Origin of the sequence: Leucothrix mucor DSM 2157 (assembly GCF_000419525.1) — a bacterium.
Lineage (GTDB): Bacteria > Pseudomonadota > Gammaproteobacteria > Thiotrichales > Thiotrichaceae > Leucothrix > Leucothrix mucor.
In genome coordinates, this window is the sequence record NZ_ATTE01000001.1 from 2,308,777 (window position 1) to 2,329,330 (window position 20,554).

The following is a 20,554-nucleotide window of genomic DNA, read 5'->3' on the forward strand; positions in this document are numbered from 1 at the left end:
TTAAGGGTTAATCGCTTTAGAGTAGACGTTGATCAAAATAACGCCTGCAATAATCAGCACCATGCCAGCAATCGCGGGCAAATCCAGCGTTTCTTTGTGGTATAACACACCAATGATCGCGACAAATACAATACCAACACCTGACCAAATCGCGTAGGTAATCCCTAATGACATGTGCTTAAGTACTAAGGTTAACAGGAACATCGACACGCAATAACAGCTCAGCGATAGAACGGTTGGCCACAAACGCGTAAACTGTTCTGACGACTTTAAGGCATTTGCGGCAATGATTTCAGCGATGATCGCGATTACCAGGATGATATAAGTTTTTGTCATTTTGGGACTACACAGCAATAATTCAATAATGGGCGCAGTAAATACCATTATAAAACAGTAGACGCAACCAAAACACATTGCCCTCCAATAGGAAGACAGCCATCCATGAAGCTTGCAACGATCAATCTCTATCAGTTCGCCGAACAAGGCTATTACTGGTATGACCGCGAAGAAAGCAACACCTACCACTCCCGCGAATGGAAGAAAAAACAACTCTGGGTGCAGCAGCAATTAATTGCGATGGATGCCGATGTGGTGGGCTTTCAGGAAGTCTTTAGTGTTGATGCGCTGGAGCGGCTGGTCGAAAAGCTTGGCTACCCCTACTTTGCCACGGTTGAAGCACCGCGCACTGATGATCAAGACCCACAAGTCTTTGTTAGCCCGGTTGTGGCATTGGCCTCGCGCTTTCCCTTTACCAAAATTCAAGGCGTTGCGCTGGATGGTGATGTTAAAAAAGACTTGCCAGTCGCCGATGATTTTTCCTTTAGCCGCAAACCCATTTGTGCCACGGTAAACACACCGGACTTGGGTGAAGTCATGGTCTATGTGGTGCACTTAAAGTCCAAACGTGCGGTGATGGATCGCATCGAATATGCGGCCGATGAGCCTTGGGATGCGCGGATTCGCGACAGTCTATTACGTCGCTCACGGGGCGATGTACTCTCGATGATTCAACGTGGGCTGGAAGCAACGTTGCTGTACCATGATGTCATCCTACAAATGCAGTCGATTAAGCAGGTGGTGGTGATGGGAGACCTCAACGATAGCGAAGCTTCCTCACCAATGGATGCCCTCACCCAACGCCAAAAAGTTTATGATATTGGAGGCATTGAAGATAAGCATTGGCCCAATGAGAGCCGTCGCGAGCTGCATGAGCATCGCTTATTCGATAGCTTTATGATTACGCCGAACCTTCGCGCTAAAGCTCGCCCCTACACCCATATGCACCATGGCGAGCCGGATGTACTCGATCATATTCTGGTTAGCAATGCGCTAAACCCGTTGAATCGCGAAGCGACCGGCGAAGTTTGCCAATATCAAGTTTACAACCAACACGTGCGTGGCGATGATGTAGATAACAAACTGCAATCGGATCATGGCCAGGTATGCATTGAAATAATTCCCTGCACGCCAGTTGAGAAAGTCACCAAGCTAGAACCTAAAGTTACTCCCAAGCGCATTTGGACAAAGCAGTTTTCAGCTGCGGAATGTGAGCACATGCGCTTTATTGAAAAAGCCGGCGGCGTATATCAGTCGAATAAGGATTATTCACACTTTAAATCCCGAGATAAATGGGATCATTTCTGGGCTTTCTTTTTTGATACAGACCATGGCTGGGTTAAATCAGTGTATGGCTCGATTCCTGTTGATACTTTAGTACAGAAAAAACGCCATACTATCGAACACATCGTTCCGCGTTCTTTTATCAATGAATACCTGATTCGCAAGCGAGTACCACGTAGTGTGCGCTTTGGCGCTGAAACGAATCCGCTGAATTTTGTACCGGCTGACCGCACTTTGAACTCACGTCGCTCCAGCTTTCAGTTTGATTTTCAGGGCGATGAAGTAAAGCGCCCACATAAAATCCATCTCAATCCGCAGGCCTATTCCAGCACGGGCCACGATACGGATGAAGAATGGGTAGTGCCCAAGCGCTCTCAGGGCGATATTGCCCGCGCCATTTTATACATGTTGTTGGTGTATGAAATTGATGAGCTTTATCTCGACCACCTGAATACTCTAGTGCATTGGGCCAAAGTCGATATGCCGTCTAAATGGGAACTGGCCTATAACGATTGGGTGCAGCAAACTCATGGCATCCGCAATCCATTTATCGACACTCCGGCGCACACCATGGAATGGCTGAATGATGAATCGCTATTAAAAGGTCTGATGTGTAAGAACCAACCGAGCCAAACTGAGAAGTAAACCACTCAACTATTTTCCCCAAGGTGGTTTGCTGCAGCGCAATAACGCAGTATATTAGCTGGCTTTTACGCACAGGTGATCGCCATGTCTTCTTCAGAATACTTTCGTCTGCAGCTGATCGTGTTTGCGGTGGTGTCTGCTTCGTTCACCAATATCTATCTGACACAGCCTGTGCTGCCGGTACTTCAGCAAGAGTTCGGTGTGGATATCGTGCAAGTCTCCTTTACGGTCTCTGCCGTGGTGATGGGGATTGCGCTTTTTAATCTGCCGTTTGGTTTGTTGGTCGATAAGATCGCGATTCAGCCCATTATTATGTTGGGCGGCTTTGTGGTCGCAGCTGCTGGTTTATTGTGCGCGGCTACGGATAATTTGAATGTGCTGATTGGCGCGCGCTTTGTGCAAGGTGCGTTTATTCCGGCGCTCACTACCTGCATCGCCGCTTATCTCGCTAAAACCCTGCCGCCGGAACGACTCAATATTGTGATGGGCTCTTATGTCTCAGCCACGGTGGTGGGTGGTCTGGGTGGTCGCTTGCTGGGCGGCTGGATTCATCCCCCACTACACTGGCGCTATGCCTTTATCTCGGCTGCTGCGCTAATTGCGATTGCCAGCTTTGTGGCGGTGCGTGGCTTACCCAAAGCCCCTGTCGAACCGAACAAACCGCGCAGTACCGTCAGCTATTGGCAACTGGTTAAACAATGGACATTCCTCAGGCTGTTTTTTTGCGCAATGGGCAGCTTTGCGGTGTTTTCTTCAGTATTTAACTACTTACCTTTCCGACTAAGCCACGAGCCGTTTAATTTCTCTACGGAAACCATCACCCTGCTCTACCTAGTCTATGTGATGGGTATTTTTATGGGGCCCATGGCAGGACGCATCAGCAATCGCTTTGGTAATGGCGCAACGCTAATCGGTGGAAGCTTGGTGCTAGTGCTTGGCTTGGTACTGATTTTATTGCCTTCGGTAGTCGCTATTATTAGCGGATTACTTGTAGTTTGTACTGGCTTCTTTGCCGTTCATGCCGCCGCCATTGGCGCACTCAATCGCAAACTCAGCAGCGGCCAAGGCCGTGCGAATGCGCTGTATGTATTGTTCTATTATGTCGGCGGAAGTATCGGCATCACGGTTGCGGGTATCTCCTATGAGTCGGGTGGTTGGGAACGGGTTATTTCGCTGTGCATTATGCTAGTGTTAATTCCATTGAGTGCCGGCTTGTTTGAGCGCCGCTCGGCCAAAGCTGCGCTATAAATCAGGATTAAATTAAGCCTCGACTATCGAATTAAATTATTGCAACTATCAGCCCACAAAGCAGGCATAACCCAACTATATCGGTTATGCTTAGCACAGGGTGAATAACATATTTTGATCTACAATCAAGGAGTGAAATCATGTCACGTGATGTTGTTGTATTAAGTGCTGTCCGTTCTGCAATTGGTGGTTTCGGAGGTTCGTTAAGCACGATCGAGCCGCACGAATTGGCTGCTCAAGTCATGAAAGAAGCGATTAGCCGCTCCACGGTCAACCCGGACCAGATTAACTACGTTACCGTCGGTAACTGTATCCCGACAGATTCCCGTTACGCTTATGTTGCGCGCGTTGCCTCGATTCAGGCTGGCTTGCCAATGGAATCCGTAGCGATGGCTGTTAACCGCCTGTGTAGCTCTGGCTTACAAGCGATTGTTAACACTGCTCAATCCATTATGCTGAATGACTGTGACTACGGAATTGGTGGCGGTGTTGAAGTAATGTCTCGCGGTGGTTACATGTCACCCGCAATGCGCTCTGGCGCTCGTTTGGGCGACACGCAAATGGTCGACATGATGGTTGCTGCGCTGAATGACCCTTTCGGTGCTGGCCACATGGGTATCACTGCTGAGAACCTGGCTGAGAAGTGGAACCTAAGCCGTGAAGAGCAAGATGCGCTATCGGTTGAGTCTCATCGCCGTGCAGCACACGCTATTGAAGAAGGTCGCTTCAAATCTCAAATCGTTCCAATCACCATGAAAACCCGCAAGGGCGAAGTCGTGTTTGATACCGATGAGCATGTACGTCCGGGCACTACTTTAGAGACACTGGGCAAAATGCGCCCTGCGTTCAAAAAAGACGGTACGGTAACGGCTGGAAACGCATCTGGTATTAACGATGGTGCGGCGTTCTTCGTGTTAGCTTCTGCTGAAGCGGCTGCAAATGCTGGCCAAAAGCCAATCGCACGCTTAGTATCTTATGCGGTTGCTGGTGTCCCGAATGACATTATGGGTGAAGGCCCAATCCCTGCGACTAAGTTGGCATTGAAAAAAGCAGGCTTAAAGCTTGATCAGATGGATGTGATCGAGTCTAACGAAGCATTTGCTGCTCAAGCACTGGCTGTGGCTAAAGGCTTAGGCTTGGATATGGAAAAAACCAATCCAAATGGTGGCGCGATTGCATTGGGCCATCCGGTTGGCTGTTCAGGTGCATTCATTGCAACAAAAGCATTGTACGAACTAGAGCGCATTAGCGGTAAATATGCACTCGTGACTATGTGTATTGGTGGTGGTCAGGGTATCGCGGTTATTTTCGAACGCCTGTAAGCAACAGCACATAAGGATTAGCCATTCGCTAGTCTAATCGCTTGATCATAATGGCCGGACTTTTGCTCCGGCCATTATTGTATCTGCTACTTTAAAATCCCTGCTTTCAGAAGACTCACCGACTCAATCGCATTCATTAATGCTGTTAAAGTGACCATCGGTAGCACCACTAATCCATAATAACCTGTATTCAACCACCCTATTTGTTTAGCCTAGGGCATACCCATAATAATAATTAGATAATCGGTGCCCCATCATGATTCCCCTCAATCGCTTACGCGCTTTCACTCTGCTCTGTGTTATCAGTGCTATTCAGACTGTTTCAGCTGGCCAATATGTTAAAAAAGAAGCGGTGATTGGTGAGGAAATTCGGGAGTATTATGTGTACACGCCAGACTCCCTGAAAGGCAAAACTAAGCGCCCTGCTATCATTGCGTTTCACGGCTATAAGTCGGATGCCAACGGTTTTCGCTGGTTGATCGCGCCAGACAAATGGGCAGATAAACATGGCTTTGTGATGATCTACCCCAATGCAGTCAACAAAAGCTGGAATGCGGGTAAAGGCATGGGTAGCAAGAATAAAACTACTGATGATGAACGCTTTGCAGCGGAACTTCCTTCCCTAATTATTGAGCGCCATAATATTGCGGCGAATAAAATTTACACCATGGGTTTTTCAAATGGTGCACAAATGGCGGCTAAATTGATTTGTCATCAATCAGTACAGATTGCTGGCGCTGCGATGGTGGCTCAGTCGCTGAATGAAGAATACTGTCATCCCGCTTATAAGGTTCCTGTCGTGGTAATGCATGGCATGGCCGACCCTGCTGCCCCCTATAAAGGTGGCGGAAAATTTAAGGTGCGCTCCCATCAACAAACTGTCGACTTTTTCCGTAATTGGTATGAGATCAAGGCTGAAAAGAAAACGGTAAAAGGTGATTCCAGCTTTAAGTGTTCGGAATATAAAGATGGTAAAGCGAGTACGTCAGTAATTGGCTGTAGTATGTTCAAAGATGGGCACCAGTGGCCTGGCTCGCAGAATTTTCTGGTTAAGCAGTTGGGTACTACCAACAAAAAGCTGATTGCTAATGACTTTATTATGCAGTTTTTTAAGCGCTTCAGCGGCACACCTCCTTATATGGGTGACACCGTGTTGGCGGCTAAAACAGATAAATCGGCTGCTCCTAAAAAGGCTGCTGTAAAATCAACATCGGGCAAAGCGCCAGCGAAAGCATCGGCTAAGCCTGCTGCTAAAGGGACGCCATCTAAGCAAGCCAAACCTTCTGCGAAATCCGCCAGTAAGGGAAAGCCAGAAGCTAAAAAGACAAGCTCAAGCGCTAAAGGTCAATCAACTAGTAAAACCACAGCAAAGCCAAGTGTCAAAGCGGCGTCTAAACCTGCTTCAAAAACTACGGCTAAGCCCAGCAGTAAATCGACGACTAAAACAAACACTAAACCCAGCGCTAAGCCAGCAGATAAAGCTGCAGCAAAGTCCTCAAGCAACGACAAGCCAGCGGCAAAAAGCTAGGACTAATACTGTATATTTGTTAACCCTGCGGCGACCAAATCTCAATTGACTTTAGAAGATTCTTATATAAAACTAAGAATCATTCTTATTTAGATTCAGGTAAGCCAATGCCACATAGCCACTCCCTGGCAGCCAGCCTTGAAACAGCGACTGTACATATCATTTCTATTGCCACCGATACCGCAACCCGTATTCGATTACTGGGAATGGGGCTTGGTAAAGGCAGCCGTATTGAAGTCTTGCGTAACCGCAAAGGTGACATGGTACTCGGCAGCGGCCACAACCGCATCAGCCTTGGCCGCAGCATTACTCAGTCAATTGTGGTCACGCCAGCAGGACATGACGCATGAGTAAGGAGTGCTGTGAAACAGGGGATGCAGTAAGCTCTAAAGCCCCTTGCGACCAACGCATTGCCCTGCTGGGAAACCCTAATGCCGGTAAAACCACGCTGTTTAATATACTGACTGGTGCGCGCCAACGTACGGGGAATTGGCCTGGCGTTACTATTGAGCGCAAAACGGGTCAGTGTCGTCTCCAAGATCAGAATCTGGATATTATCGACCTACCGGGCACTTACTCACTGGACTTTAGTGATACCTCCAGCGATGAGCTGATTGCTCGCCAGTTCGTGCAGGAAAATCCGGACGTGCTGTATCTGAATATTGTGGATACCAACACGCTGGAACGCGGTTTATACCTGACGCTGCAATTGCGTGAAATGGGCGTTCCCATGATCGTGTTGCTGAATATGATGGATGTTGCCGAGCAACGCGGCATGGTGATTGATATAGAGGGCTTACAACAGCAGCTGGATTGCCCCGTTGTCGCTGTTTCCTTGCGTAGCAGCAATGCCTTCGCGCAACTGGAACAGCCAATCTGCGCCTACCGCAATACACAGAACCCAGCATTTAAACTGGACTATCACTCCAGTGTTGAAACTGCCCTTAGCCAACTTCAGCAGCAAAATGACTGGAGCCGGCAACAGGCGCTTCAAGCCCTGCAAGTGACTCAAAATGATGCCAGTATCACGGCAATGCGCGAGCAGATCGAAGCCGATACCGATGAAGAGTTCGACTTCCTGCTAGCCGATGCCCGCTTTGACCAAGCCACTAAAACAGCCGCACAACACACCCACGAACGAGGCAAAATCAGCCGAACCAATTCTGACGCAATGGACCGTTGGGTGCTGGGTCGCTGGACAGGTGTACCAGTATTTTTGCTAATGATGTATCTGCTGTTTTTCTTCAGTATTAATCTCGGCGGCGCATTTATCGATGTGTTTGATCTTGGCGCGCAAGCAATATTTGTGGATGCCAGTCGTCAGTTATTTGAATCAATGCACTTCCCGCAATGGCTGATCGCCTTCCTATCTGATGGTGTGGGTGGTGGTTTGCAAGTGGTTGCCACTTTTATTCCCGTGATTGGTGCGCTGTATTTATTCCTGACTTTACTTGAAGAGTCCGGTTATATGTCACGCGCCGCGTTTGTCATGGATCAGTTAATGCGCAAACTGGGCGTGTCGGGTAAAGCCATTGTGCCGTTAATTGTTGGCTTTGGCTGCAATGTGCCATCCATTATGTCGACCCGCACGCTGGATACGCCACGCGAACGCATTATGACGGTGCTCATGGCGCCGTTTATGTCCTGCGGCGCACGCTTGGCAGTGTACGCCCTGTTTGCTGCGGCATTCTTTAAAACAGCCGGTCACAATATTGTGTTCTTACTGTATTTAGTGGGAATTGCATTTGCCGTTCTGACTGCATTGATTATGCGTAAAACCCTGCTACAAGGTGGTGCTGGCCACTTTGTCATGGAAATGCCAACCTATCAGTGGCCACAACTGCGCAATGTGTTGCTCAATACTTGGAGCAAGCTCAAAGGTTTCGTCAAAGATGCCGGCAAGATCATTGTGATTATGGTGGCCGTTATCAATGTCATGAACTCGCTGGGTACCGATGGCAGCTACGGTAATCAAGACAGTGAGAAATCAGTGCTCAGCGCGACGGCAAAAATCATTACACCAGTGTTTGCACCCATGGGGATTGAACAAGATAACTGGCCAGCCACCGTGGGTATTATGAGCGGCGTACTCGCCAAAGAAGTGGTTGTTGGTACGTTGGATGCTTTATATAGCCAGATTGACCAGCAAGCCGCCAATGAAAATAGCGCGGTAGCAGAAACATCTGAAGCCGAGCCATACTCGCTAATGGCCGGATTATCCGGTGCACTTGCCACCATTCCTGAGAATCTGGTCGGGCTTAAAGATACCCTGCTTGACCCCTTAGGCTTTAGCGCAATCAGCGAAGATCAGGAAGTACAAGATGAAACTTTTGTTGCCATGCAAAATCGCTTTAATGGTGCGATCGGTGCATTTGCCTACTTGCTGTTTATTTTGATGTATTTCCCCTGCGTTGCCGCCACCAGCGCAATGCACCGTGAAATTGGCACACGCTGGACGGTATTAGGCATCGCCTGGAGTACCGGCTTAGGCTATGGCGCAGCAGTATTATTCTACCAACTGGCAACAATCGCTCATCACCCTACTCAATCACTATTGTGGTCAGCAGCGGTTTTAACGGTCTTTGGCCTCGCGGTTTATGCCTTTTACCGGGTCGGCAATAAGCCCGATCGACACTCTGGCTTATCACTGAAGGTTAGCTAATATGATGTTAGGTGAAATTCGAAATTACGTGAAGCAACATGGCACGGCATCATTAAATGACATTGCCCTGCACTTTGATATTGCGCCGGACACTGTGCGCTTTGCGATTGATTACTGGCAGCGCAAAGGCAAAATTCGGGAACAAACGACCGCAAGTTGCGATTCTGACGGTTGTGGTGGCTGCAGTAGTAACAGCGCTCCGAGGGCCTTGTATGAGTGGGTAAAGCGAGATATTCCAATGCAATGGACCCCATTTCGCAGCCACTAGCCATGATAAAAATCAAGGACAAGCTTTGTGATCTGGGTATATTGTAAGTTTGGAAGTTAAGTATGATTAATCTGAACTTAGACACATTTTAAGCGACTAACTAGTTGATTTAGCCCATGATGATGACAATCTGCGGCAGCCTGCTGTGTTTATAACCTTTGGAGTAAAGTAATGAATCTTGTACGTAACGTTGGTAGAACTGATAAGAATATCCGTATCGCAGCGGGTATCGTGTTGATCATTCTAGGCATGTTTTTCGCGAAGAACTTTCTGCTAACTATTGTTGGTGCAGCCGTGCTAGCAACTGGTGTCTTCAGCTTCTGTGGTCTTTACAGCGTGCTGGGCATGAATACAGCAACCGTGGCAGAGCAAGCATCAGCGAGCCCAGACCTGTCTGACCGTGCGGTAGAAAATTTGGAAGATTTCAAAGAAGAAGCCATCGAAACAGCGGGTGAGTTAAAAGAAAAAGCAGAAGACACAGTTGAAGACATCAAGAGCAGTGAGTTTGCTAAAGATGCTCAGGAAAAAATGTCTGAGCTAAAAGACAAAGCAGGCGATGTGGTTGATGATTTCAAAAGCGGTGAGCTGGCCAAAGATGCAAAAGAGAAATTCTCAGAGCTGAAAGATGACGCTGAAGAGCTGCTGGACTCTGCTAAAGAGAAGCTTTCAAAATCAAACGATAAAAACACTCCACCAAAAGCCTAATTAGACTGAATCTGTGCCGGTGAGGATACTCATCGGCACAGCTTATTTTCTTCCCTCAAACTAACCGTTAACTCCCTCTCTATTCTCTTGCCTATGCCATCACCCATTACGATTGACTGGCAGCGTTCGGTTATTCAAGCGATTACTGTCAACGGTCGTGACTATTTTCTGAAACGTGATGATCTGCTTGCGCCAATTTCAGGGAATAAAGCTCGGAAGCTCGAAGGTTTACTTAATCAGGATTTAAGCGACGTGCAGCGCCTTGTGAGTTACGGTGGCGCACAGTCCAATGCCATGCTCGCACTGGCACAACTTGCCAATCTGTTAAATATTCGCTTTGACTATTACACGCGCCCACTACCAAAGTGGCTTAAGGCCTCGCCCAACGGCAATTTACAGGCAGCTCTCAGCTATGGAATGCGCTGGCATATCAGTGAGACTGGCCAGCCTCCAACAGACATTGCACTGGCAAGTGACCCTCACACAAGACTGATTCCACAAGGTATCTCAATGCCAGAAGCTGCAATTGGCATAAAGCGACTAGCTGATGAGATTCAAAGCTTTTGTGATGCACAAAATATTGAGGACTTAGCGGTTGTATTGCCATCTGGCACTGGAGCGACTGCTCTGTATCTGCAGCAATATTTATCGCATATGGTGTACACCATCCCCTGCATTGGTGACCGCAAAACCCTAGAGCAATTATTTAAACAATTAGAACCAAATGCAAAACAGTATCCAGAGATTCTAGATACCCAAAAGCGCTATCACTTTGGTGAGCCACACCCCGAACTGCTAACCATGTATCAGCAGTTGCTCGAAGAAACCGGCGTGGAATTTGAATTATTGTACGATGCAAAAGCTTGGCTGGTATTACAAGAATGGGCTTGCGATAAACCCATTCTGTATTTACATAACGGCGGCGTCAGTGGCAACGCAAGTATGCTGGCACGTTACCGACGCCTTAATGATTCAGCACAATAAGCTTGCACCACTCTCAAAGACTTACGACGGTAAGCTAGGGTCATCCTTAGGCACAATAATTTTATGATTAGCTTTTAGTACTTTCGCTTTCAAATAAGAATGGTTGCCAGCGCTGATATACGCACCAGTAGTCACCATTTCAGTCACATCGATATGATATTTTTTAAGCTGCTCAACTTTATTAGGGTTATTGGTCAGCAAGCGAATCTTGTCTGCTTTTAGGGCATGCAACATTTGCGCGGCAACTTCGAAATCACGTAAGTCATCGGCAAAGCCGAGTTTCTCGTTTGCCTCAAAGGTGTCATAACCCTCAAGCTGCAAGGCATAAGCATCAATCTTATTGTAAAGACCAATTCCCCGACCTTCCTGACGCAAGTACAGAATATAACCGCCTTCCTGCTTGACCTTCTCGATCGCCTCTTCAAGCTGAGCACCACAATCACAACGCTGGGACTCAAACACATCGCCAGTCAGGCATTCAGAGTGCAGGCGAACCAGAGGTACTTCAACCGAGTCAAAGTCACCCAAGCCAATAGCAATATGCTCTTTGCCATCGGTTAAGCCATTGAAGGTAAAAAATGTCGATTCGGTCCCACCCAGTTTGTGCAATGGAATAACGACCTGATTGCGAATATCTGCCGGAGCCACTATAACCGGCGTCGCATCGGTGCTGCTGGGGTTTGTCATCTGGGATGGTTCCTATCGGTCAAAAGGGAATTTTAACAAGAACCTATACCACAAAGATACTTTAGCTTGATCAAATTGCGGTTACCAAATCGTTAGCGACGCACAATTTTTTGTCCACAGAAGCTGTGGACAAGATTGTTGATAGCAGTGCAATAAGGGCATTAACCGTATATAGATCATAGCCCTTAGCGAATTGCCTAATAATTAGTCAAGCCTGTGCAGACGTCGCAAAACGCTCCATATGGCGCTTAAACTTAAAGTAGACATCAAACACTTCAACTGTGTTTTTCTCAGTATCTGTTACAACAAAAAATGGTGCACGGTCTACATTGTACTGCTGGGCCAACTGCATACCTTCAGACTCAGGGTTATTCATCTCAGCAATGACGGTATTGTTGATGAAGTTAATGGTTCCATCTTTTTCCAAACGCGCTGAAACGTCAACACATTTTGGGCACCAGTCGCCATTTGCCAAAATTTTCTTTACGAAAGTAACCTGTGTCATTGTGCAGTTCTCCTGTTATTGATCTATTTATTGTCTAACCGCGATAGTATGCAAACCACACTCACGGTCATTCTCTGCCTTGGTTGGATCGAAGTATTCTGTCTCATTCGGAAGATCATGCTCTTCGATGTACTGCGCAACTTCTGCTTCAGTCCAGTCAAGTAGCGGTGCGATCTTAGTCAGTCCAAATGGACCTTCTGCAACATAATCCATCTCTGCACGAGTCGCTGTCTGCTCACGGCGTACTGCCGTAAACCAAACCCGGTTACTCTGTGCCTTTACCGCTCGCTCAAATGGCTCTAACTTGAACTGTTTGGTAAACTCTGCATGACGACTATCATTCACACTCGGAATACCACCCATCACAGCCTCAAGGCGCGATAGAGTCATATTCGGTGTATACGTCATCATGTTTAAATTTAATTCTTCTATGCAGATCTCAGCGAACTCATAGGTTTCAGGCTTATTAAGCCCTGAATCAATCCATACCACCGGAATATCGGGCTTCACTTGCGTCAACATGTGCAACAACACTGCGGAGTTAGGTCCAAAGTTAGTCGTCACAAAAATATTCGGGTCTGCCTTAATTACCGCTTCGATAATCTCTTGCGGGCTTTTACCGGATACATCGGCATTGAGTTGGGCAATATTGATGGTCATGGTGCGCTTCTCAAGTCATTTATTAGTGGTGTCAGTATGTTGCTAAGCAGCAACCTGATCTGTTAACGAGATGATAGTGGTATTTAGATATCTGTTAAAATGATATAAATTGATTTATAAATTCAATTTGGGCATAGATAAGTTTTACTTATGAGTATTTATGAAAATCATTTAATAGCCTAATGCGCAATCCGATGCATAAGAAACACCACAAGGCGCAACAACAAACTCGCGGAACTTAAAAATCCTATATACTCCAACCCTTAAAATTAGCCGCAGCAATCTGTACAAAGGAAACACCATGATTTTTTCGTCCCTAGACTTGGCACCTGACCTTCAAAAAGCCATCGATGCCTGTGGCTATACCAAAATGACTCCCATTCAGGAGCAAGCAATTATCCCGGCTCGCCGTGGAAAAGATATTCTGGCGACCGCACAAACCGGCACGGGTAAAACCGCCGCTTTTGCTGTTCCGTTATTACAACGCTTAATCGATAAGCCACGCCAAGAGAGCCAAGGCAAGAATCCGCGAGCTTTAATCCTCACCCCGACGCGTGAATTGGCCGAGCAGTTAGCCAGCACGATTGGTGGCTATGCAGAGTTTCTGCCGCTATCGATTATGGCTGCTTATGGCGGCGCAAAGATGGGTGGTCAGGCCGCTAAGCTGAAAGTCGGCGTTGATGTCTTGATTGCAACTCCTGGTCGCCTACTGGAACATCTGGAACAATGTAATGTTGACCTAGCTTCAGTTGAATACCTAGTGTTAGATGAAGCAGATCGTATGCTGGATATGGGCTTTATTGCCGATGTACAAGCACTGATCAAGCTCACACCCAAGCAGCGCCAGACATTATTATTCTCAGCGACGTTATCGCCTGCCGTGAATGAGTTATCACACAAGCTTTTGAAAAACCCGCTGACCATTCGCGTGACCAAAGCCAATAGCACCGCTGATACCGTGCAGCACGTGGTATATCCGGTCGAAGAGCGCCGTAAAATTGATCTATTTCTGGATTTACTGGAAGAGTTTAACTGGTATCAAGTATTGGTTTTCACCAGTACTAAACAACAAGCTGATGAACTCAAGCTAAAGCTCAAAAAGCATCCCGTAGCAATTTGCCATGGTGATAAAAGCCAAGGTTCACGCCGTCGTGCAATCGCTGATTTCAAATCTGCCAAAGTACAGATTCTGATTGCAACTGAAGTTGCAGCCCGTGGATTGGATATCGAAGGCTTAGAATATGTGGTGAATTTCAACCTACCGTATCTGGCGGAAGACTATGTGCATCGCATTGGTCGCGCCGGACGCGCAGGTCAGGATGGCTATGCAATTTCCTTTGTGAGCCGTGAAGAAGAGCGCAATCTGGATAACATCCAACGCCTGATCGGCCAAAAAATCAAGCGCGTGTACCGTGATGGTTTTGAAGTGAATTTACGTGATGAGCTGGTTAATAAAATTGCTGAGCACAAACGCCCGATGCGCATGAATAAAGCCTCTCAAACTATCATCAAAAACACTCCTGATGGTGGCAAGCGCAAGTCCAGCTCTAAAAAGGCAGGCAAAAACCCGAACAAATAGATAAAAATGAGTGGCTTGGTTATAGTGCAGCAATACTATTCTCTACAGGATACCTGCTGCTTTGACCGAGTCATTCATCTCCCGCCCTTACCGCATCGGCCTACCCCAATGGCATCACACAGACTGGTACGCGCCTGATCATCTTAGCGCCAATTCTTTGGCAGTCTACTCTCAACACTTTTCATCCGTAGAAGGCAATCATAGTTTCTATGGTTTACCAAGTGTCAGTAGCGTTCAGCAATGGGCTGAGCAGACTCCGGCTGGCTTTGAGTTCTGCTTTAAGTTTCCTCGCAGTATTAGCCACAGCGGCGACCTGTTGGCCTGTGAGGCATTAGTGGATGAGTTTATTGCGCGTATTGCGCCGCTAGGGCCGCGTATTGGCATTATCTGGTTGCAGCTAAGCCAGCAGTTTTCTCCGCAACATCTGGAGTCTCTGAACCTGTTTCTGCTGCGCTTACCCAAGCAATATTGCTATGCGGTGGAAGTACGCAATCTCAGACTATTCGACAAGAGCACTTTTGAAACGGAACTCAATCAGATTTTAATCCAGCACCAAGTCAATCGCGTGATTTTCGATACGCGCAGTTTATTTGCCAACCCCGCAGAAGACGCTGAAACGTTGGATGCCCTGCGTAAGAAGCCCCGAGTGCCAACCCATGTCATTGCAACTGCTGATCAGCCACTGGTGCGCTTTATTAGCCCTGTGAATACTGAGCTGTGCTATCAGTCACTAAAGCCGTGGATTAACAAGTTTGTACAGTGGATTGATGAAGGAAGAAAGCCCTCTATCTTTTTTCATACACCGGGAAATGAAACCGCACCTGAATTGGCGCAGTGGTTTGCTCAGCGCCTGCATGAAGCCAAGCCGGAGATTCCAGCCTTAACGCTTTGGGATAGACAACCTAAGCAAGGGTCGCTGCTGTAGATTTATAGGAATTACAGGCAAAAAAAGCCTGCTATCGCTAGCAGGCTTTTTTTTAATTCTTGGCGGAGAGACAGGGATTCGAACCCTGGGTGGGCTACAAACCCACGCCGGTTTTCAAGACCGGTGCATTCGACCACTCTGCCATCTCTCCGAAGAGCGCGTATAATAATAAAATTATTTGCATCGCGCTAGGAAAATTTTCACTTTTTTTGAAATTTATTCGCTTTGATTACCCAAAGCCGAAATTCCGGGAAAAACGGACACATTATCACCGCCATCATAGTCAGTAATCTTACACACGCCGCGTTCTTTTACTTCATCAATCCGAATAATCGCATGCAGAGGTATAAAGCTGCGCTTCACCCCGCTAAATTCGGCTTTTAACTTTTCTTCACTAGGATCAATAACGACCTCGCTAGCATTTCCAAAGACGATTTCTTCAATCGCCAGAAATCCGTACAAATCAGATTCGTAAACCTGCTTTGCAAAAATATCATAGACTTTGTCTTTGTTGATAAAACTGATTTTATAGAGTCGTGAATCGTTCACTCGTCATCCACCTTGAATAAATTGATCGGCCTTTCTACCAGAAAACCAAAGTATTGGCACCTGTTTTCTAGTTATTCCAAAAGAATGTAGGATTAGTTAGCACTTACGTTCTCTTGCTCGCGCATAAGCTCCAGCAGCGGCACAGTGACATAACCATCAGCAGTTAATTGATGGTTTAGCTGCCAAGCCCTAAGCGCCTGACGCGTATTAGGTCCGATAATTCCATCGACCTCACCCACATCATAGCCAGAATCGAGAAGTAAGGTTTGTAACTCCTCCTTCTGCGAACGACTCAGGGACACATCCGAACGCGGCCAGGAAGCGGTCAGCACTTTGCCATGCGCAATACTCTCTGCCAGCAAAGATACCGCTAGTACATAACTGGTCGATAGATTATAGCGCTTGATGACTTCAAAGTTTTCAAACACCAGAAACACTGGGCCTTTAGCCCCAGCCGGTAGAAACAGTTTTCCCGACAGTGTTTTATCGGCAAACGGCTCACCACTGGCGCTATGCACATCTAACGATTCCCAACGCTTTACACTCATTTCATAGTTAAGTGGGTTTAGCTTCCAAGGGAATGATTTCGGTAAACGAACCTCAAGCCCCCAAGGTTGGCCTGCTTGCCATCCTGATGATTGGAGAAAGTTAGCGATCGAGGCAAAAATGTCATCATGGCTCCCCAAATATCGCTCACACCGTCATTATCCTGATCAACCGCATAGCGCTGGTAAGTACCCGGAATAAATTGTGGTTGTCCCATTGCACCAGCCCAAGAGCCAATCATTTGCTCAGGCTTGACCTGACCCGCTTCAAGGATTTGTAATGTGGCGATAAGTTGCTTGCCAGCAAAGTCTGCACGCTTACCTTCATAAGCCAAGGTGGCCAATGAACGGATCACGTTGAAGTTACCGAAGTTGCGCCCAAAGTCACTTTCCAGTACCCAGATAGCAATCATATACTCGCCATCCACACCATACTGATCTTTCAGAGTGCGCAGGAGTTTGCGGTGCTTTAATAACTCCGTGCGACCACGAGCAATTCGTTTTTGGGAAATGGCACGATCCAGATATTCCCAGATAGCTAGAGAGAATTCCGGTTGGCGGGAGTCTAACTTAAGTACAACGTCATCAGGCTCAGCACCTGCCAGCGTAGTATCAAATATCTCAGGATTAAGCCCTTCAGCAATTAGGGTCTCACGAAACGAACGCTTCCACTCATCAAAACTTTGGGGGCTCTCAGCGATAACTCCAAGCTGGGCGGCATTGTCTTTGGGAGCAATGGACTCAAGTCCGGCGGAGCGGCCTTTAGCCTTAGTGGAAATGGGCTTAAGTTCGACGGTATTATCTTCAGCAGTAACAGATACCGTCAGAGTGCTAAGCACTAGCAGTCCTGCACTGCAATACACACTGCGTCGTATCATATTTCCTAGAGCGGAATGCTTTTCAGGCGAAGCAGAATCAAGCGAGCGGCATCTTCACGTAAAGCTTTACGGATTTTGCGTTGCTCTTCTTGCTTACCCAATACATAGTCAGCATCGTAGTTCAGGGTATTATCAAGGCTCATAAGATATGGGCCATGCTGCTTGCCATTCACTTCAAAGCTGTAACTGAACTTCATGGTAAGCAGATACTGGCGCACTTCCAGGTCAGAGTCATAAGAGAGTACGCGACGCTCTTCCTCTAAATCAGAAATACTCAGCTGAACCGGCAAATCACCGTTTTCCAGCAACTGACTGCGGGCATCAATAAACGCAATTTTCAGCACACTGCCAAAATTACGATCGACATCAACCCCTTTTAAACCAACCTGCTGCATGGCTTCAGGCAGCGGTTGGCTTTCGCGCAAATTAAAGCCGCAGGCGCTGAGCATTACACTCAGCACCAACAAGAGACCTAGCTTATAAACGTGTTTCATGTGCATGGTGCCTCCTGAATTGCGGCTTGGTTTAGCCAACAACAATATTGACTAAGCGGCCTTTAACCACAATGACTTTGCGAATGGCTTTGTCTTCGATAAAACGCTGCACATTGTCATTGGCCTGAGCCAATGCTTTGACTGTTTCATCGTCAGCATCTACATCCACATCGATTTTGCCACGCAGTTTGCCGTTGACCTGAATCATCAACTGCACAGAGCTTTGTACCAAGGCTTGCTCATCAACCTCAGGCCAGCTGTGCTGAATCAGCGCATCGTCATGGCCTAATGCTTCCCACATGACCTGACAGATATGGGGTGCAATCGGTGCCAGCATCAGTACGGCAATTTCCAGCGCTTCCTGACGCACGCTGATGGTTGCTGCATCACTGTCTTTAAACTTGGCAATCTCGTTAATCAACTCCATATTCGCAGCAATTGCGGTATTGAAAGTGTAACGACGTGACATATCATCAGTCACTTTATTCAGTGTCTGATACAGCTTTTGGCGCAATGCTTTAAGCTCATCGCTCAGGCTGGCTTTATCTAATTCCAATGCAGGACCGGATGAAACATGCTCTTGAACCATTCGCCATACACGTTTCAGGAAGCGATTCGCACCCTCCACACCAGTGTCAGACCATTCCATACTTTGATCAGGTGGTGCGGCAAACATTGAGAATACGCGCAAAGTATCTGCACCATAAGTCTCAATCAATTGCTGTGGGTCAACACCATTGTTTTTAGACTTGGACATTTTGCTCATGCCCGCCGAAGTGACTTCCTCACCCGTTGCAGTGATCGTAGACTTCACAATCTGACCACGGCTATCACGCTCAACACTGACATCTTTAGGTGCAATCCAGTTCTGGCCGCCCTTGTCATTTTCAGTGTAATAAGTATCGCAAAGCACCATGCCTTGAGTTAACAGCTTGGTGAATGGCTCATCGCTATCAACCAGCCCTTCATCGCGCATCAGCTTGTGGAAGAAGCGCGCATACAACAAGTGCAATACGGCGTGCTCAATACCACCAATATACTGATCCACTGGCAACCAGTAATCGGCACGTTGATCCAGCATCGACTGATCGTTATCAGGGCCAGTAAAGCGCGCGTAATACCAAGATGACTCGAAGAAGGTGTCAAAAGTATCCGTTTCACGTCGGGCAGCGCCCTGACATTTCGGGCAGCTCGTCTCATAAAACTCAGGCATTTGCTTAATCGGCGAACTGCCGGACTCATCAAAAACCACTTCTGTTGGCAATTCAACCGGCAGCTGATCATCAGGTACGGGCACCGCACCACACTCATCACAATAGATGATTGGAATTGGGCAACCCCAGTAACGCTGACGGGAAACACCCCAGTCGCGCAAACGGTAATTAATAGTCTTGCGGCCTTTGCCTTCTGACTTTAACAACTCTGCGATTGCATCAAAGGCTTCTTCTGAAGTCAGGCCATCAAAGCCACCAGAATTCAGCAAGCGCCCTTTTTCAGTAAATGCAGCTTCTGAAACATCAACCACATCGCCATGATCCGCTGTAATAACCTGCTTAATCGGCAAGCCATAAGTTTGGGCAAACTCCCAATCACGCTCATCATGTCCGGGAACGGCCATTACCGCGCCAGAGCCATAAGACATCAAGACGAAGTTAGCAACCCAGACCGGAACGGTCTCACCCGTTAGTGGATGAATCGCATACTTGCCAGTTGGCATGCCGCGCTTTTCCATGGTGGCAAGGTCGGCTTCCGCAGTCTTGGCATTCTTACAGCTATCGATAAACTCAGTCAGAGCCGGATTATTTTCAGCAGCGGCCAAAGCCAATGGATGCTGCGCAGCTACGGCTACATAAGTCACACCCATCAAGGTATCAGGGCGGGTAGTGAAGACTGACAACACTTCTTCAGATTCTTCGATACCGAATTCCAGCTCAACGCCTTCAGAACGACCAATCCAGTTTTCCTGCATGGTGCGAACTTGCGTCGGCCATTCTTCCAGCTTTTGCACGTCTGTCAGCAACTCATCAGCATAAGCGGTGATCTTCAGGAACCACTGATCGATTTCACGCTGTTCGACTAAAGCACCAGAACGCCAGCCGCGGCCATCAATTACTTGCTCATTGGCCAGTACCGTATTATCAACCGGGTCCCAGTTGACGGTCGCTTTCTTGCGGTATACCAAGCCTTTCTCAAATAGACGCAGGAAGAACCATTGCTCCCAGCGATAGTAATCCGGCTTGCAGGTAGCTAACTCACGCGACCAGTCATAGGCAAAGCCCATCTTTTTAAGCTGGCCACGCATGTCTTCAATATTCTGATCCGTCCAAGCAGCCGGTGGCACATTGTTCTTGATCGCTGCATTTTCAGCCGGCAGACCGAAAGAGTCCCAGCCCATGGGCTGCAGCACATTTTTGCCCTGCATCCGCTGAAAACGGCTGATCACATCGCCAATGGTATAGTTGCGCACGTGCCCCATGTGGAGCTTGCCACTAGGGTATGGGAACATGGAGAGGCAGTAATACTTCTCTTTGCTCTCATCTTCGGTAACCGCAAATGCGTCTTGCTGGTCCCAAAAAGCCTGTACTTCGGCTTCCACGGTAGAATGGTTGTATTGTTCCTGCATAAGGTATACTGATATAAATCTGTAAAGCAGGAAGGATACCGAGGATTAATCCCATCTGCCAGTGATGAATGTCGGAATAGCCAGATATTTATGCGGTTGTGGTACGATCCTGCTCTCCACTGATACC

19 protein-coding genes, 1 tRNA gene and 1 pseudogene are annotated in these 20,554 nt (G+C 47.5%); 11 read left to right on the forward strand and 10 right to left on the reverse strand.

Annotation, left to right across the window (positions count from 1 at the left end; genetic code table 11):
• Complete coding sequence (locus LEUMU_RS0110170) at positions 1-336, reverse strand: DMT family transporter (protein ID WP_026744651.1); 336 nt, start codon at positions 334-336, stop codon at positions 1-3.
• 105 nt (positions 337-441) lie between these two features.
• Between LEUMU_RS0110170 and LEUMU_RS0110175 the strand changes: the two genes are divergently transcribed.
• From LEUMU_RS0110175 to LEUMU_RS0110215, 9 genes are all read left to right on the forward strand, one after another.
• Positions 442-2,265, forward strand: coding sequence for an endonuclease (locus LEUMU_RS0110175; RefSeq protein ID WP_022952184.1), 1,824 nt, complete (start codon positions 442-444; stop codon positions 2,263-2,265).
• An 84-nt stretch (positions 2,266-2,349) separates the two neighbouring features.
• Complete coding sequence (locus LEUMU_RS0110180) at positions 2,350-3,513, forward strand: MFS transporter (protein ID WP_022952185.1); 1,164 nt, start codon at positions 2,350-2,352, stop codon at positions 3,511-3,513.
• Positions 3,514-3,653: 140 nt separating this feature from the next.
• Complete coding sequence (locus LEUMU_RS0110185) at positions 3,654-4,835, forward strand: acetyl-CoA C-acyltransferase family protein (RefSeq protein WP_022952186.1); 1,182 nt, start codon at positions 3,654-3,656, stop codon at positions 4,833-4,835.
• Between the two features lie 256 nt (positions 4,836-5,091).
• Entirely contained in the window at positions 5,092-6,363 is a 1,272-nt protein-coding gene (locus tag LEUMU_RS0110190; protein ID WP_022952187.1) for an alpha/beta hydrolase family protein, read from the forward strand.
• A 107-nt stretch (positions 6,364-6,470) separates the two neighbouring features.
• Positions 6,471-6,713, forward strand: a complete 243-nt coding sequence (locus tag LEUMU_RS0110195) for a FeoA family protein (protein ID WP_022952188.1) — start codon at positions 6,471-6,473, stop codon at positions 6,711-6,713.
• The gene (gene feoB, locus LEUMU_RS0110200) at positions 6,710-9,025 is read left to right on the forward strand and encodes a Fe(2+) transporter permease subunit FeoB (RefSeq protein ID WP_022952189.1); all 2,316 of its coding nucleotides are present in this window, start codon (positions 6,710-6,712) and stop codon (positions 9,023-9,025) included. Before LEUMU_RS0110195 ends, feoB begins: the two co-directional genes overlap by 4 nt.
• Position 9,026: 1 nt before the next feature.
• On the forward strand, positions 9,027-9,293 hold the full coding sequence (locus tag LEUMU_RS0110205; RefSeq protein WP_022952190.1) for a FeoC-like transcriptional regulator: 267 nt from the start codon (positions 9,027-9,029) through the stop codon (positions 9,291-9,293).
• A gap of 171 nt (positions 9,294-9,464) precedes the next feature.
• On the forward strand, positions 9,465-9,998 hold the full coding sequence (locus LEUMU_RS27965; protein WP_051156007.1) for a YgaP family membrane protein: 534 nt from the start codon (positions 9,465-9,467) through the stop codon (positions 9,996-9,998).
• 93 nt (positions 9,999-10,091) lie between these two features.
• Positions 10,092-10,982 carry a pyridoxal-phosphate dependent enzyme gene (locus tag LEUMU_RS0110215; protein ID WP_040503969.1) on the forward strand — a complete coding sequence of 297 codons (891 nt, stop codon included), beginning with the start codon at positions 10,092-10,094 and terminating at the stop codon, positions 10,980-10,982.
• Between the two features lie 21 nt (positions 10,983-11,003).
• On the opposite strand, the gene ribA is transcribed toward LEUMU_RS0110215, so the two are convergent.
• From ribA to LEUMU_RS0110230, 3 genes are all read right to left on the reverse strand, one after another.
• The gene (ribA, locus tag LEUMU_RS0110220; RefSeq protein ID WP_022952192.1) at positions 11,004-11,669 is read right to left on the reverse strand and encodes a GTP cyclohydrolase II; all 666 of its coding nucleotides are present in this window, start codon (positions 11,667-11,669) and stop codon (positions 11,004-11,006) included.
• 208 nt (positions 11,670-11,877) lie between these two features.
• Positions 11,878-12,174 carry a hypothetical protein gene (locus LEUMU_RS0110225; RefSeq protein WP_022952193.1) on the reverse strand — a complete coding sequence of 99 codons (297 nt, stop codon included), beginning with the start codon at positions 12,172-12,174 and terminating at the stop codon, positions 11,878-11,880.
• A 27-nt stretch (positions 12,175-12,201) separates the two neighbouring features.
• Positions 12,202-12,834 carry a phosphoadenosine phosphosulfate reductase domain-containing protein gene (locus LEUMU_RS0110230; RefSeq protein WP_022952194.1) on the reverse strand — a complete coding sequence of 211 codons (633 nt, stop codon included), beginning with the start codon at positions 12,832-12,834 and terminating at the stop codon, positions 12,202-12,204.
• A 301-nt stretch (positions 12,835-13,135) separates the two neighbouring features.
• Here LEUMU_RS0110230 and LEUMU_RS0110235 point away from each other — a divergent pair, with 301 nt between their 5' ends.
• The gene (locus tag LEUMU_RS0110235) at positions 13,136-14,413 is read left to right on the forward strand and encodes a DEAD/DEAH box helicase (protein WP_022952195.1); all 1,278 of its coding nucleotides are present in this window, start codon (positions 13,136-13,138) and stop codon (positions 14,411-14,413) included.
• A 61-nt stretch (positions 14,414-14,474) separates the two neighbouring features.
• A complete protein-coding gene (locus LEUMU_RS0110240) occupies positions 14,475-15,338 on the forward strand; it encodes a DUF72 domain-containing protein (RefSeq protein ID WP_022952196.1) in 864 nt (287 codons plus the stop codon).
• 60 nt (positions 15,339-15,398) lie between these two features.
• Here the strand turns inward: LEUMU_RS0110240 and LEUMU_RS0110245 are convergent.
• The 6 genes and pseudogenes from LEUMU_RS0110245 to leuS all read right to left on the reverse strand — a co-directional run bounded on the left by LEUMU_RS0110245 (position 15,399) and on the right by leuS (position 20,427).
• A tRNA-Ser gene (locus LEUMU_RS0110245) sits at positions 15,399-15,489 on the reverse strand.
• A 65-nt stretch (positions 15,490-15,554) separates the two neighbouring features.
• Complete coding sequence (locus LEUMU_RS0110250) at positions 15,555-15,887, reverse strand: DUF1820 family protein (protein WP_022952197.1); 333 nt, start codon at positions 15,885-15,887, stop codon at positions 15,555-15,557.
• A 92-nt stretch (positions 15,888-15,979) separates the two neighbouring features.
• The gene (locus tag LEUMU_RS29420; RefSeq protein ID WP_425411608.1) at positions 15,980-16,324 is read right to left on the reverse strand and encodes a peptidoglycan-binding domain-containing protein; all 345 of its coding nucleotides are present in this window, start codon (positions 16,322-16,324) and stop codon (positions 15,980-15,982) included.
• A pseudogene (locus LEUMU_RS29165) lies at positions 16,298-17,310 on the reverse strand (lytic murein transglycosylase); the annotation flags it as partial. The gene LEUMU_RS29420 and the pseudogene LEUMU_RS29165, both read right to left, overlap by 27 nt.
• A gap of 5 nt (positions 17,311-17,315) precedes the next feature.
• Entirely contained in the window at positions 17,316-17,804 is a 489-nt protein-coding gene (locus LEUMU_RS0110260; RefSeq protein ID WP_169446409.1) for an LPS-assembly lipoprotein LptE, read from the reverse strand.
• A gap of 31 nt (positions 17,805-17,835) precedes the next feature.
• On the reverse strand, positions 17,836-20,427 hold the full coding sequence (gene leuS, locus LEUMU_RS0110265) for a leucine--tRNA ligase (RefSeq protein WP_022952199.1): 2,592 nt from the start codon (positions 20,425-20,427) through the stop codon (positions 17,836-17,838).
• Between the last annotated feature and the right edge of the window lie 127 nt (positions 20,428-20,554).